The sequence below is a fragment of the Streptomyces sp. SD31 genome (assembly GCF_052068475.1).
GTDB lineage: Bacteria > Actinomycetota > Actinomycetes > Streptomycetales > Streptomycetaceae > Streptomyces.
In genome coordinates, this window is sequence record NZ_JBQHCX010000007.1 from 344337 (window position 1) to 358816 (window position 14480).

Annotated in this window: 11 protein-coding genes; 5 read left to right on the top strand and 6 right to left on the bottom strand. The window is 72.6% G+C overall.

Going from position 1 to position 14480, the window contains the following annotated elements:
- The first annotated feature begins 19 nt into the window (after nt 1–19).
- Nucleotides 20–2323, top strand: coding sequence for a hypothetical protein (locus ACTMVF_RS17890; protein ID WP_441272036.1), 2304 nt, complete (start codon nt 20–22; stop codon nt 2321–2323).
- A 61-nt stretch (nt 2324–2384) separates the two neighbouring features.
- Here ACTMVF_RS17890 and ACTMVF_RS17895 read toward each other — a convergent pair whose 3' ends face one another.
- From ACTMVF_RS17895 to ACTMVF_RS17910, 4 genes are all read right to left on the bottom strand, one after another.
- Nucleotides 2385–4826 carry a right-handed parallel beta-helix repeat-containing protein gene (locus ACTMVF_RS17895; RefSeq protein ID WP_441272037.1) on the bottom strand — a complete coding sequence of 814 codons (2442 nt, stop codon included), beginning with the start codon at nt 4824–4826 and terminating at the stop codon, nt 2385–2387.
- Nucleotides 4827–4935: 109 nt separating this feature from the next.
- Nucleotides 4936–5541 (bottom strand): Rv1733c family protein, encoded by a 606-nt coding sequence (locus ACTMVF_RS17900; protein ID WP_441272038.1) that lies wholly within the window; start codon nt 5539–5541, stop codon nt 4936–4938.
- 179 nt (nt 5542–5720) lie between these two features.
- Nucleotides 5721–6545, bottom strand: coding sequence for an MOSC domain-containing protein (locus tag ACTMVF_RS17905; RefSeq protein ID WP_441272039.1), 825 nt, complete (start codon nt 6543–6545; stop codon nt 5721–5723).
- Between the two features lie 42 nt (nt 6546–6587).
- Nucleotides 6588–7022 carry a DUF6643 family protein gene (locus ACTMVF_RS17910; protein WP_441272040.1) on the bottom strand — a complete coding sequence of 145 codons (435 nt, stop codon included), beginning with the start codon at nt 7020–7022 and terminating at the stop codon, nt 6588–6590.
- 298 nt (nt 7023–7320) lie between these two features.
- Between ACTMVF_RS17910 and ACTMVF_RS17915 the strand changes: the two genes are divergently transcribed.
- Entirely contained in the window at nt 7321–8610 is a 1290-nt protein-coding gene (locus tag ACTMVF_RS17915; RefSeq protein WP_441272041.1) for a TerD family protein, read from the top strand.
- A gap of 53 nt (nt 8611–8663) precedes the next feature.
- On the opposite strand, the gene ACTMVF_RS17920 is transcribed toward ACTMVF_RS17915, so the two are convergent.
- Entirely contained in the window at nt 8664–9839 is a 1176-nt protein-coding gene (locus tag ACTMVF_RS17920; protein ID WP_441272042.1) for a glycosyltransferase, read from the bottom strand.
- Between the two features lie 57 nt (nt 9840–9896).
- Here ACTMVF_RS17920 and ACTMVF_RS17925 point away from each other — a divergent pair, with 57 nt between their 5' ends.
- Nucleotides 9897–10682: a glutamate racemase gene (locus ACTMVF_RS17925; RefSeq protein WP_441272043.1), complete on the top strand. Its 786-nt coding sequence runs from the start codon at nt 9897–9899 to the stop codon at nt 10680–10682.
- Nucleotides 10683–10788: 106 nt separating this feature from the next.
- Nucleotides 10789–11331, top strand: a complete 543-nt coding sequence (locus ACTMVF_RS17930; protein WP_441272044.1) for a hypothetical protein — start codon at nt 10789–10791, stop codon at nt 11329–11331.
- Between the two features lie 102 nt (nt 11332–11433).
- On the opposite strand, the gene ACTMVF_RS17935 is transcribed toward ACTMVF_RS17930, so the two are convergent.
- The gene (locus ACTMVF_RS17935; RefSeq protein ID WP_441272045.1) at nt 11434–12501 is read right to left on the bottom strand and encodes an O-antigen ligase family protein; all 1068 of its coding nucleotides are present in this window, start codon (nt 12499–12501) and stop codon (nt 11434–11436) included.
- Nucleotides 12502–12857: 356 nt separating this feature from the next.
- Between ACTMVF_RS17935 and lnt the strand changes: the two genes are divergently transcribed.
- Complete coding sequence (gene lnt, locus ACTMVF_RS17940) at nt 12858–14468, top strand: apolipoprotein N-acyltransferase (RefSeq protein WP_441272046.1); 1611 nt, start codon at nt 12858–12860, stop codon at nt 14466–14468.
- Nucleotides 14469–14480: the final 12 nt, after the last annotated feature.

Genomic DNA, 14480 nt, shown 5'->3' on the forward strand with positions numbered 1-14480 from the left:
CACGGGGGAAGTGCGAACAGTGGAACGTGCGCAGAGACACGAACGCGCCGGGACCGCCCTGGAACTCCTGGTCCACGGTGTCGGCGGCACCACACCGCAGGACATGCTCGACGATCCGCGAACCGTGCGGATCACCGGCGACGACACGGCGGCCGTCTTCCGGCGGGCCGAGGACGTCGACGCCGAGCAAAGACCGGACGACTACCGGGGCAAACCGGTCCCCGAGGCCTACGTCTGGTGCAACCTCACCTCGGGAAACAGCGCACGCGCCCTGTGGCTGCTGTTACTGCCGTTCATGGTGGTCAACCTCGCCCACTGGATGCGCCCCACCGCACGGGACCGCGAGCGTACGGTGCGCTTCTACGGCCTCCTCGTGCGGCTCGCGGGACTGACGCTGACGGTGCTGCTGGTCGCGGCAGCGTGCGAGGTCGCCCTGGACCTCGCGGCCTGGCAGTGCGCGGGCACGCGCGCGTGCGCCGAGCGGCACAGCTGGCTGGGCTTCCTGTCGCCCGTGGTCTCGGAGGGCGGCTGGTGGAGCCGCCCGGGCCGCAGGCTCGCCCTCGCAGCCGTGGTGCCGGCCGCGCTGACCGGCCTGCTGTGGTACCTCTCCCGCCGCACCTGGAGCGCGTACGAGTCCCAGCAGCCGATGTCCCGCGAGCCGGAGGCACACGAGGAGTCCGGTGGCACCGGCCTGGGCCGCCCCGGCTTCTGGTACGGCCGTCGCCTGGTCGCCCGGCTGCGCGCCGCGCACACCGCCGCGGGCCTGCTCACGGTCGCCGCGGCGGTCGGTTCGGCGGCGGCACGCTTCGACCGCAGGCCCGGCGGACCCGCGCTCCTCGACACACTGGGGTGGCTCCTGGAAGCGGCGATCGTCGCCGGAGCGGCCGTCGTGGTGTGGGTGGTCTGCCGCCGGGGCCGCAGCGAGAACCGCCTCGACCAGGACCTCGACGAGCATCTCGTACGACGCCTGCCACTCGCCGCCCTCGTCCTGCTGGCGCTCGCCCTGGGGTACGCCGGGTGGGAGCGGCCGGGCTGGCAGTCAGCGGGCCGCCTCCCGGGCGACCCCACCTTCGGCGCCATCGCCTTCCTCCAGGGCCTGCTCGTCATCGTCCTCGCCGTCGTCGCCCACGTCCTGCACCGCACCAGTCCCGACCCGCGCGCCGCGATGCGCGGCCTCGGCGGACCGGCCGTGGCGATGCTGGCCTGCGCCCTCGGCGGCGTGATGTCCGGCGGAGTGTCCCAGCGGGTGGCCGACTGGCTGGACGGCACAGGCACGTCCATCGCCGGGCCGCCGGTCCTGCTGACCTGGCAGGCGTCCGTCATCCCACCCCTGCTGGTCGTCCTGCTGCTGCTCTGCGGCTGGCTGGCGTGGCGGGCCTGGCAACTGCGCCGCACCGAACTGGGCACGGTGGAGCTCGACTACGCCGGAGAACCCCAGGACACGGCACGCACCCGCCGTATCGCGAGCACGCGCGCGATGGCCACGCTCACCGACCGCGCCCCCCTCGTCGTCGCCGTCACCGCAGCCGCGACCCTGCTCCTGGGCGCCGGAGCCCTGGTGGGCGCACTGACGACCGACGCGACCCCGAGTGCGGCCGCAGACGACACGCACGCCTTCGTCCACGGCGCCGCCGAGACGGCGCAGGCGCTGGGCTCCTGGCTGATCGGCGTGGGCTTCATACTCTTCGTCACCTGGGGCAGGCGCGCCTACAAGGACGCCTCCGCGCGGCGCACCATCGGCATCCTGTGGGACGTCGGCACCTTCTGGCCGCGCGCCGCCCACCCCTTCGCGCCGCCCTGCTACGCCGAGCGTGCGGTGCCCGACCTGACCTGGCGGATGGCGACCTGGACGCGCGCCGAGGACGGCCGCCGCCTCGTCATCTCGGGGCACTCCCAGGGCAGCGTGCTCGCGGCCGCGGCGGCCTGGCAGCTGACCCCCGCCGACCGCAAGCGGGTCGCGCTGCTGACCTACGGCTCCCCGCTGGAACGCCTCTACGGCCGCTGGTTCCCGGCCCACTTCGGCCCGGCCGCGCTCACCTCCCTGCACGCCGAGGTCGACTGCTGGCGCAACCTGTACCGGCCCACCGACCCCATCGGCGGCCCGGTCCGCCTGCCCGGCAGCTGCACCCCCACAGTGGACCGCGAGGCCCTCAAGGACCCCCTGGCGTACGGCCGTACCCCCGAACACCCCCTGCCCGCCCCCATCCTCGGCCACGGCGACTACCAGGCGGACCCGGCGTTCGCCGAGGAAAGGGAGCGGCTACTGGCGCGATTGACGCCGGAGGTACCGGCGCAACGGCCGCAGGCCGCGGCCGAGAGCTGACCCGGCCGACTGGGGAGGGGGCCACTCGGCCGGTTCCGGCCCCCGCACGATCCGGTCGGCCTCAGGACAGCTCCGGCAGGTCCTCCGCGTACAGCAGGGTCAGGTCGTCCGTGCTCGGCTCGTCGAGCTGGGCGACCCGGCCCGCGTGCCGCTCCACCATTGCCTCGAAGGTCTGGCGTGCCGTACGGCCGTTGCCGAACGCCGGGCCCTTGGGGATCGCCGTGAAGTACTTCAGCAGGGCCTCGGCGAGGCCCGGGCCGAGCCGGTACTCGTGCTCCTCGGCCTGCTGCTCCACGATCCGCAGCAGCTCGTCGGGGCCGTAGTCGCTGAAGGTGATGGTGCGTGAGAAGCGGGACGCCACACCGGGGTTGACCGACAGGAAGCGCTCCATCTCGGCCGTGTAGCCGGCCACGATCACCACGACCGCGTCGCGGTGGTCCTCCATCAGCTTCACCAGGGTGTCGATGGCCTCCTTGCCGAAGTCCCGGCCCGAGTCCTCCGGCGACAGCGCGTACGCCTCGTCGATGAACAGCACACCGCCGCGAGCCTTGTCGAAGGCCTCCTGCGTGCGGATCGCCGTGGAGCCGATGTGCTCGCCGACCAGGTCGACTCGGGACACCTCGACCAGATGGCCCTTCTCGAGGACGCCGAGGGAGGCGAGGATCTCGCCGTAAAGGCGGGCCACCGTCGTCTTGCCGGTGCCGGGGGAGCCGGTGAAGACCAGGTGCCGCTTGACCGAGGCGGCCTTCAGGCCCGCCTGCTGGCGGCGCCGGCCCACCTCGATCATGTCGGTGAGAGCGCGCACCTCGCGCTTGACGCTCTCCAGGCCCACCAACGCGTCCAGTTCACCGAGTACGGCCTTGGAGGTCCGCGTCGGCGTGTCGGGCTGCGAGGCGGCGACGAGCGGCTCCTGCTCGGTCGTGCGCTGGCCGGGAATCGCGCCCAGCAGGCCAGGGGACTGGCACACCGTCTGCACGGCGGGCTCCGGCGCGGGGTGAGGCTGCCTGAGACCGGCGCTCTCGTCGCTGGTGCAGTCCTCCACGTCGGGGCCCACCCCGGAGGCCGCGTCCGGGCCGCCGTCCGCGAACTCGTACCCGCCCCGCGCGCACCGCTCCGTACGGCACTTCTTCAGCGTCGTACGGCAGCCGTCGATCACATGGAAGCCGTAGCCGGCGCTGCCCCGCACCCGGCAGTTCAGGAAGGTGCCGCGGCCGCCCGCCGAGACGTAGAACCCGGCCTCGGCGGGGGAGTCGACGGTGCAGCGCTCGATGGTGGGGTCGGCGCCCTTGGTGACGATCACGCCCGTCTGGGTGCCGTCCAGGGTGCAGTTGTTGAGGGTGCCGCCGCTGCCGTGGTCCCGGAACCAGGCGCCCGTCGCCGCGTCTCGGATCCGGCAGTCGTCGAGCTGGGCGGTGGCGCCGTCGCTCACCGACACGGCCGTGTTGCGCACCTGGGACAGGTCGCTGTCGACGACATCCGCGCGCGAGCCCCGGTCGAGGACGAACAAGGCGTCCGGCACGTCGTGCACCCGGCAGGACTCCAGAACCGCGGTGGCGCCGTCGCTGACCCACACCGCCGGATAGTCGCCCGTGCTGTCGAAGATCTCGCACTGGTTGGCGTCCACGCGCGTGCCCGGATCCCACACCGACAGGCCGTTGCGCCCGAACTGCCGCACCGTCGTGCGGGTCAGGGTGAGCACCGAGCGGGAGCGCAGGTCGACCGCGTTCTCCGGGATGTCGTGGATACGGCAGTCGGCCAGGGTCAGCACGGCGTCCGTGTCGAGGGTGACGCCGTCGGCGGTGGTGCGGTGCACATCGCAGTCGGTGAGATGGGCGGTGGCCCGGCCGGTGATCTGGACGCCGGAGCCCCGGACCTCATAGATCTCGCAACCCACCGCTTCCAGCGCGGAGTTCTCCCCCGTGGCCGTCAGCCCCGAGCCCGAGGCGTGGTGGACCCGGCAGCGCTCCAGACGGGGGTGCGCCCCGCCGCGCACGGCGATGCCCGCCTGGCCCGCTGCGACGACCTCGCACTCCTCGAACACCCCGCCCCCGCCGTCGAGTACGGCGATGCCGATGCCCGCGGGATTGTCGACGGTGCAGCGCCGCACGGTCGGGCGCGCGCCGCCGCGCACCTCGATCCCGGCCGCGGACCGTGTCACGACCCGGACGTCCGACAGCTCCGGGGCGCCCTCCTCGACGAGCAGTGCGGGCGCCGCAGCGTCCTGGCCCTCCACATGCAGGTCCTGGACCACCGCCGAGGCGCGCACCGTCAACGGCACACCGTCCACGGGCGCGATACGCACCGAGCCGGGGGAGCCCTCGGGGCCGCGCAGGGTCACCGCCCGCTGGACGACGAGGTTCTCCCGGTAGGTGCCGGGCGCGACGGTGAGGACGTCACCGTCGGCCGCGGCCTCCAGGGCGGCCGCGAGCGATGCGTACTCACCCGTGCGGCGCCGCCACCGCGATGTGCCGGTGTGCGTCACCTGGACCGTGCCCTGTGCCATGGCGTTGATGTGCCCCCACCTCGAAGTACGCGGGTTTCGCTGCCGAAGAGTTCGGCCGGTCCACCGTAGCGTGCGCGCGGGCGGTGGGTTGACCAGAGCCGGAAGGCCGTCAGCTGCCGGTGCCGGTCCGGCCCCAGTCCGGGCCCGCCTTGTCCCACGCCTGGTCCCAACACGCGTACCGGCGACGGACCATATGCCAGACGACGAGCCGTCTGCTGCCCTCGACAAGGCCCGCGGCCAGCAGGGCCGCTCCGAGCCCGGCGAGTGCGGCGTGCGTCGACGCTGTCGCGGAGTCCAGCGGGCGGGCGACGGTGCGGCCCTGCCGGTCCGTCCATATCGTGAAGCGGTCACCGGGGTGTGGGGAGTCGAGGCTCGCCATGACCGAACCGTGGTGCGGGCTGCCGTCCGGGGCGGTCCAGTCGGCCACGACTTTGGTGCGCAGGTCCCGACCGGTGGCGGTCTCGGGGTCCGCGTCCAGCGAAGAGCCTTCCACCTCGCGGACCACGGTCGCCGTCACCAAATGCCGGGACGCGCGCTGTTCGTGGACGGACTCCTGCAGGGCGTCCTGAGCGAGGCCGCCGACCAGGGAGCCGGCCAACGGCGTGACGGCCAGGATCAGCAGCAGGGCCGCGAGGGCGACCCAGGCCTCGGCCAGATCGGTCGCACGGCGCAGCGGATTGTGCCGCCAGCGCCAGAGTCCGCTGATCGCCCGCATGGTCCGCACACCCCCTTCCCGCTCCGTGATAACCCCTCACCGAGCCGTTCACGCGCGGGCCCCGCCGAAGAGAGAGTGAAACACCTGAGTTCGGGGCCTCTCATGAACTTCTCACGAAAAGCCAAACGCGCGGGCACCCGGCCCCGGTTCCCGCGCATCGCCGCTCCGCGAGATCTTTCTCAGTCGAGGATCGTGACCGGATCACCGACCCGGATCGTGCCGCGGGAGAGGGGCACCAGGTTCTGGCCGAACATCAGCTTGCCGCCCAGGCGGCGGTGTCGGCCGAGGGTGTGCAGGGGCTCCCTGCCGCGCTCGGCGGTGGCCTGGTCGGTGGTGGTCACCACGCACCGCGCGCACTTCTTGGGAGCACGGAAGGTCACCTCGCCGATGGCGAGGCGCGACCAGTCGTCCTCGGCCCAGGGGGCGGTGCCCGACACGACCACGTTCGGCCGGAAGCGGTTCATGGGCAGCGGGCCCTCCTGCGCGTGATCACCCTGCGCAATGAGGGAGTTGAGAGCATCGAGGGACGCTGTCGTGGTGAGCAGCAGCGGGTAGCCGTCGGCGAAGCTGACCATCTCGCCCTGCAGGGCGTACTCCGGATCGACGGGCCGGCGCGTGCCCGGGTCGTCCATGTACGCGAGGCGTATGTCGGCGCCGAGATAAGCGCTGCACCAGGCATGCGCCGCATCGTCCTCGGCGAGGACCGCCTCGACCTTGTCGCGGAAGATCTCCACCGGCACCGTGCCGACCGTCCGCGGCACGGGAACGGTCAGCGGGTCCGTGCCGGGCGCGGACAACCGGACGCCGCCGGGCAGCAGCTCGGCGGCGGCCAGCGCGAGGCGCGGTTGCTGGCGCTGCGTAACGACCTTTCCCCCGTCGTCGATCAGCATCCAGCGTCGGTCTCCGGCCAGCCCCCAGGGCTCCACGGCGGCTTCCCGGGGCGCTGTGCCTCGGAACGCCTTGACCGGATGAACATGAATCGACTGCAGCTGTGCGTGCCCCATGCGGCCATCGTGCCAGGTGGCACCGACAGCGTGGGGCTCGCGTCAGTAGCCGCGGTACTGCTGGTTGTTGTACGGCTCCTGGTAAGGAGCCGCGGCGGGGCGGGGAGCCGCGGGGCGCATCGCCTCGTAGCCCGTGCCGCCGGGCGCCACCGGCCGAGGCTGCTGAGCCTGCGGACCGGGATAGCCACGCGGAGCGGCCGCCTGCTGCGGGATGTACGCCGCGGGCGCCTGCTGTAGCGGAGCGGGCTGCGGCGCCTGCGGATAACCGTAGGAGGGCTGGGACGGGGCCGCCGGGAGCGCGGGCAGCGCGGACGGCAGCGCGGGCAGATTGCCGCTCGGCATGTCGTACGCGGCGGGGACCCGGATCGGGGCGATCTGCGGGGTACCCCGCTCGGCCACGAGCGAGTCGTAGATCGGAGTGTCCGGGAAGGAGGCGGAGTAGTAGCCGCCGCCATAGGTGGAGCGGGGGGAGGTCATGGCACATAAGTTAAGCCCACGATGTGCTGGTTGGGGAGACCGATAAGAGGGTTGTTTTAGGTGTCTGCGGTGACGCCGGATCCCCAATGCGAGCGAACTTGTCAAAAAGGGACGCCGATCGGCGCTCGGATCGTGTAAATGCCGAGTTCCGGGCGGGTTACCGGGGGTTGGCCTCCGGTGTTCAGGTGGCCCTCATGGGAGTTCGTTGTCGAGAGGAATAGGTTGGCTCTGTAAAGAACCCAGTGAGCTGCCGGGACATGCCTGGCGCGGTGACCCGTGAGTGGGGGCGGACATGTCAATGTCGAAAGGATCGAATGCTCCGGTGCCGACGACGGCACTGCGGGTCGAATTGGGCTGGCGCTCCGGGCCCGGTGTGCCGGACGCGGACGCCTCGGCGCTGTTGCTGGTCGGCGGAAAAGTCCGCTCCGACGGGGACTTCGTCTTCTACAACCAGCCGGCGCACTCCTCCGGCGCCGTCCGGCACGAGGGCAAGCGGGACGCCGGCGGCCGGGTGACCGACAGCCTGCTGGTCGACCTCGCGCGCGTGGAGCCCGCGATCGAGACGGTCATCCTCGCCGCTTCCGCGGACGGCGGCGCTTTCGGTCAGGTTCCGGACCTTTGCATCGAGGTCAAGGACGCCGCCCAGGGGACCGTCATCGCCCGTTTCGACAGTATGGGCGCCACCGTGGAAACCGCTTTCGTACTCGGTGAGTTCTACCGCCGCCAAGGTGCCTGGAAATTCCGAGCGGTCGGCCAGGGCTACAGCAGCGGCCTCGAGGGCCTCGCCACCGATTACGGCATCACGGTCGACGAACCCCAGCACGCGGCACCCGCTCCGGCCCCCGTCGCCCCGCCCCCGGCTGCCACACCGCCCCCCGTGGCACCTCCGGTGACCATGGCGCCGCCCGCCATGCCGCCGGTACCCCCGCCCGCACCTCAGGCGCCGCCGGTCAGCCTGAGCAAGGTGACGCTCACCAAGGCGTCCCCCTCCGTCTCGCTGACCAAGCAGGGCGGCACCTCGGGCGTCCTGCGCGTGAACCTCAACTGGCAGGTGCGCAAGCAGTTCTCGGGCTGGGCGAGCAAGCTGGGCCGCCCGCTCGCCCTGCACAACGACCTCGACCTCGACCTGTGCGCCCTGTACGAGCTCACCGACGGCAGCAAGGGAGTCATCCAGTCCCTCGGCAACGCCTTCGGCGCCCTGCACCAGCCCCCGTACGTCCACCTCGACGGCGACGACCGCACCGGCGCTGTGTCCAGCGGCGAGAACCTCACCGTCAACCTCGACCACCAGCGGGCCTTCCGGCGCATCCTGATCTTCGTGACCATCTACGAAGGGGCGCGTTCCTTCGCCGACCTGCACGCCACGGTCACCCTCACGCCGCAGCACGGCGCCCCGGTCGACTTCTCGCTCGACGAGTGCACGGTCCCCTCCACGGTGTGCGCACTCGCCCTGATCACCAACACCGGCAGCGACCTGGTCGTCCAGCGTGAGGCCCGCTACCTGGTGCCCGAGCGCGGGGTGAGCCCGCAGCGCACCGTCGATTACGCCTACGCGTGGGGCATGAACTGGACGCCCGGCCGTAAGTAGTCCGCCCTCGTCGGGCACCGAGTGGGTCAGCCCTCGTCGGACACCAAAACAGGTCAGCCCTCGTCGGGCACCGCGTCCGGACGCGTATAGGTGCGGCCCTTCCAGGCCGCGCCGCGCCCGCGGTAGTGCTGCACCGCCGAGTCGACCGTCATGAGGAGGTAGAGGAAGGCGGTGAACGGCAGCAGGGGAGCGAGCCACAGCGGCTGACGGTAGTAACGGAGCATCGGCACGTACGTGCCCGTCATCACCAGCCACGCGAGACCGCCGACGACCGCCGCCGCCGTACCCCCGCCGGCCAGACCCGCGACCAGGGCCCCAGGCGGCACCAGATACACCAGCGCGAGCCCGGCGACCGTCCCGGCCAGCACCAGCGGGTTGTGCCGCAACTGCGCGTACGCGCTGCGCGAGACCATCCGCCACAGGTCGCTCAGCCGCGGATACGGGCGCACGCTGTCCACCCGCTCGGCCAGCCCCAGCCAGATGTGGCCACCGCCGCGCTTCACGGCCCGCGCGAGAGCCACGTCGTCGATGACGGCGTGCCGGATGGCATCCGGGATCCGCGCCCGCTCGGCGGCCTCGGCACGCAGCAGGACACAGCCACCCGCCGCGGCCGCCGTCCGAGCCCCCTTCCTGCCGATCCGGCGAAACGGATACAGCTGCGCGAAGAAGTACACGAAGGCCGGCACGACCAGCCGCTCCCACCGGCTCTCCACCCGCAACCGGGCCATCTGGGAGACGACGTCGAAGCCCCCGGTGCGCGCGGCCGCGACCAGCCCCCGCAGGCTGTCGGGCGCATGCGCGATGTCGGCGTCCGTCAGCAGCAGGTACTCGGGATCACGCGCGCGTGCCAGGTCGATGCCGTGCCGCACCGCCCACAGCTTGCCGGTCCAGCCCCCGGGCGGCTCGCCGGGGGAGTCCACGGTCAGCGGCAGCCCGCCGTGCCGCCGCGCGAGCTCGCGCGCCAGCTCCCCCGTGCCGTCCGAACTGCCGTCGTCGATCAGGAAGACCTCCGCGCGCCCCGGGTACTCCTGGGCGAGCAGCGACGGCAGGCTCGCGGGCAGTACCGCCGCCTCGTCCCGCGCCGGTACGACGACGCAGACCGACGGCCACACGTCCGGTTCCGTCCGCCGCGGAAGTCTGACGTCCGTACGCCAGAAGAAGCCCTGGCAGAGCAGCAGCCACAGCCAGGCGGCGAGTGATCCGGCGGCAGTCCACGCGATGGCGCTCACGCGCGCAGTCTGCCCCACCGGAGGGGCCCGCAAGGGCCCATCGTCTATCGTGGCCGGGTGAAGATCGCGCTGATGGACTCCGGAATCGGTTTGCTCGCGGCCACCGCTGCGGTACGGCGGTTGCGACCCGACGCACATCTCGTGCTCTCCCTCGACCCCGACGGCATGCCCTGGGGCCGGAGGACCACGGAGGACCTCACACAGCGCGCCGTGGCCGTCGCGGACGCTGCCGCCGCGCACCGGCCCGACGCCCTGATCATCGGCTGCAACACCGCGACCGTGCACGCCCTGTCCACCCTGCGTGCCCGCCTGGAACCCGCCATACCGGTCATCGGCACGGTCCCGGCGATCAAGCCGGCCACGGCCGGTGGCGGCCCGTTCGCGATCTGGGCCACGCCCGCCACGACGGGCAGCCCCTACCAGCGCGGTCTCATCAAGGACTTCGCCGACGGCGTGGCCGTCACCGAGGTGCCGTGCTTCGGGCTGGCCGAGGCGGTCGAGCACGCCGACGAGACGGCGATCGAAGCGGCCGTCGCCGCGGCCGCCGCACTGACCCCCAAGGACGTGACGACCGTCGTCCTGGGCTGCACGCATTACGAGCTCGTCGCCGAGCGCATCCGCGCCGCCGTCCAGCGCCCCGGCTTCCCGCCGCTCGTCCTGCACGGCTCCGCCGGCGCGGTCGCAGCGCAGGCGCTGCGCCGCCTCGGCGAGCAGCCGGCCCCCGGCGCCGAGGCGAACGGCACCCTGACGGTGCTGCTGAGCGGCCGTGAGGGCGCGCTGCCCGTGCCCGCTCTCGCCTACGAAGAAGGCCGTCTGCTGCAGGAGACCAGCCCCGCGCGGTAACCGACGGTCACGAATCGGAGGGCCTCGATCCGTCCGAAGCACGGTCGGCGCAGTCACCCTCCGCAGCGCGGTACCAGCGCAGCGAAACCTGAGTAACCTCATAGGCATGAGGGACCACCCCCACAGCGCGCAGCCGCACCCCGATGTCTGGACCGGGCGGGCGACCAACCGGGTCCAGTGGCTGCTGGCGCTCGTCGGTGCCGCCTGCATGGCGCTCGGGATCGAGCTGGCCGTCGACTCGCCGTGGACGGACGGCGTCGCCCCCCTCGTCATGGCCGTCGTCGGCTGCATCGCGGCCGGCCTGCTGGTCCTCTTCGGCACTCTGGCGTTCGTGCATGTCGCCCTGAAAGTCGACCATGAGTGCCTCGAGGTGCGCTGCGGCCACATCGGTGTGCCGCGCCGCCGTATTCCGCTGTCCGAGGTGGCGGGCGCAGACTTCGTCGCCCACGTCACCCCGCGCCACTGGGGTGGGTGGGGTTACCGGTGGCGGCCCGAAAAGGGCACCGCGGTCGTCGTGCGGCGCGGCGAGGGCTTGGTACTGCGGTTGTGGGACGGTCATACGTTCACGGTCACCGTGGACGACGCGGAGGCGGCCGTACGGGTCATCAGGGCCCGCCTGCAGACGCGGGCGCCGGGCACGGCGCACTGAATCCAGGCCCTTTCCTTTCGTCGACCCCAGGGCCCGTTCGTCACCGCGTGGGAGGTGCTTCGGAGCCATGTGTGTGGGCCGGCCCTTCGCCGCACACCGGTGTCATGGGGTCAGCCGTTCGCCACGCGCGTGTACGTCGATCTCGCGCTCCTGCGATCCGTGGGCGAGCGGACGTGCCGTGGCCAGCCCCGCCAGCAGGCCCGCGCCCACCGACACCGCGGTGAAGCTGAGCGCGTTGCCTACCGCGGCGATGGCCGCCAGCGCCGTCAGGGCCGCGCCCGCGGTGAGTGCGACCGGGGTGGGGCGCGCGGTGCGCCACAGCGCGAACAGCATCCAGCCGAAGGCCGCCGCCAGCAGGACGACGCCGAGCACGCCCTGTTCCGCCACCTGTTGCAAGGGCGCCGAGTGCGGCTTGCCGTCGGACAGCAGCGTTCCGGTGGCCGTCGTACTGAGTTCCCCGAAGCGTCCCGGGCCCACGCCCAGCGCGGGGTCCCGGCCTGCCAGGTGCAGGGCGTCGTGCCACAGCTGGATCCGGTGCCGCGTCAGCTGACCCTCGAGCCATTCGGTGAGTCCGCCGGGCATCGCGTTCCCGGCGATTGCCCAGGTCAGGCTGGTGACGGAGGTCGCGGTCAGGGCCAGTCCCGCGATACCCACGCCGCGATGGCGGATGTGGTCGGCGGCGAGCGAGCACAGCAGGACGGCGGTGCAGGTGACCAAGCCCGAGGTCGAGCCGAGGGCACCGGCCGTCACCGCGATTCCCGCGGCCAGCGCGCGCAGGCCCAGTCGCAGCGCCGGTGCCGAGGCGGCCCAGGCGGCGCAGCACGCGGCGCCGGTGGAGAGGGTGAGCACGGCGGCCGTGCCCCCGGCGTGGCCCAGCGGGGCGACGATCTGCGGCCCGGGGGCGAGGTGGGGTACGGCCAGCGTCAGACCCACTCCGGCCACTGCTCCGGCGCAGGGCGCGGCGACCGGCAGCAACGCCCCGCCGATCCGTCCCGCGGCATAGCCGGCGGCCACGGCGAGGATCGCGAGCAGCACACCCTCGGGGCGGCCGTCGTGCACGGCAGCCGAGATCAGCGACCAGGCGGCGCATGCCCCCAGCACGACCACGCCCGCCGCATCAGAAACGTTTCGTCTGTCGCCGTCCTCATCCGGACCTGCCGCAGACGTCATCCCCGTGACATCCACCCCGCCCCCCGAAACCCGGTCCCCCGACCTGTGACGGGCCCCGCCGTCCGGACCGGACCTGACCTGCCGGTACGACTGAGCTCCGGCATACCGTAACCGCTGATGGGCGATTTGTGGACGTGTCGTGCAGGAACGATGCGTCACCTGAGTGCCACGGGGCCGGCGGCGCCGTCCGCACGCTGGGGAGGGCCGGCCGGCGGCGGCACGGCCGCGTCTCCCGCGGGGGCCGTGCTCGCGGTGACCCTTGCCGTGGACCCGATGGACGCATGCGCCCACGTGGGAGACCTGCCCCCACCGGACCGCGCTGTCGGCGCCGAGGTCAACCGCCGTACACTCCCGGAGTGACCGTCACCGCAACTTCCGTGGGCGAGTCGGACCAGCTGCAGCCGCAGATCGCGCCCGCCTCGCGCGCGGCACGGCTCGTGCGCCTGGTTCCGGCCCTCGCCGCGGCGCTCTCCGGAGTGCTGCTCTATGTCAGCTTCCCGCCGCGCACCCTGTGGTGGCTGGCCCTGCCGGCCTTCGCCGTCTTCGGCTGGGTGCTGCGCGGCCGTAGTTGGAAGGCGGGCCTCGGCCTCGGCTACCTCTTCGGCCTCGGCTTCCTGCTGCCGCTGCTGGTGTGGACCGGAGTGGAGGTCGGCCCCGGCCCCTGGCTCGCGCTGGCCGCGATCGAGGCGGTCTTCGTGGCGCTGGTCGGCGCGGGAGTCGCCGCAGTGTCGAAGCTGCCGGCTTCGCCGGTGTGGGCGGCGGCGCTGTGGATCGCCGGAGAAGCGGCACGCGCGCGTGCTCCGTTCAACGGCTTCCCCTGGGGCAAGATCGCGTTCGGCCAGGCCGACGGCGTCTTCCTGCCGCTCGCCGCCGTGGGCGGCACCCCGGTGCTCGGCTTCGCGGTCGTGCTGTGCGGCTTCGGTCTGTACGAGGTGATACGCCTGGCTGTCGAGGCCCGGCGGACACGGGCCGTACGGCGGTCTGCTGCCGCGGTCGCCCTGCTGAGCGTGGCCGTGCCCGTGGTGGGCGCCGTGGCCGCACAGCCCCTGGTCAGTGACCAGGCCGAGAACGGCACCGCGACCGTCGCGGTCATCCAGGGCAACGTGCCGCGCGCGGGGCTGGACTTCAACGCCCAGCGGCGCGCCGTACTGGACTACCACGCGCGCGAGACCGAGCGGCTGGCCGCCGAGGTCAAGGCGGGCAAGGTCGCACAACCCGACTTCGTGCTGTGGCCCGAGAACTCCTCCGACATCGACCCCTTCGCCAACGCCGACGCGCGCGCCGTCATCGACACGGCCGCCAAGGCGATCGGCGTGCCCATCTCCGTCGGCGGCGTCGTCGAGCGGGACGGCAAGCTGTTCAACGAGCAGATCCTGTGGGACCCGGCCAAGGGGCCCGTCGACACGTACGACAAGCGGCAGATCCAGCCGTTCGGCGAGTACCTGCCGCTGCGCTCGCTCGTCGGAGCGATCAACGACAACTGGACGTCCATGGTCCGCCAGGACTTCAGCCGGGGCACCGAACCGGGCGTGTTCACCATGGACGGCGCCAAGGTCGGCCTTGTCACCTGCTACGAGGCGGCCTTCGACTGGGCCGTGCGCTCCGAGGTCACCGACGGCGCGCAGATGATCTCCGTGCCGAGCAACAACGCGACCTTCGACCGCAGCGAGATGACCTACCAGCAGCTCGCCATGTCCCGCGTCCGCGCCGTCGAGCACAGCCGGACCGTCACCGTCCCGGTGACCAGCGGCGTCAGCGCGATCATCATGCCGGACGGGACGATCACCCAGAAGACGGGCCTGTTCGTGGCCGACTCGCTGGTCCAGAAGGTGCCGCTGCGCTCCAGCGAGACGCCCGCCACCCAGCTCGGCATCATCCCGGAGATCGCCCTGGTGCTGGTCGCCGCGGGCGGCCTCGGCTGGGCGATCGGCGCCGGGATGCGCACGCGACGCGCCGCCGACGTGTAGTCGTCCGCCGGT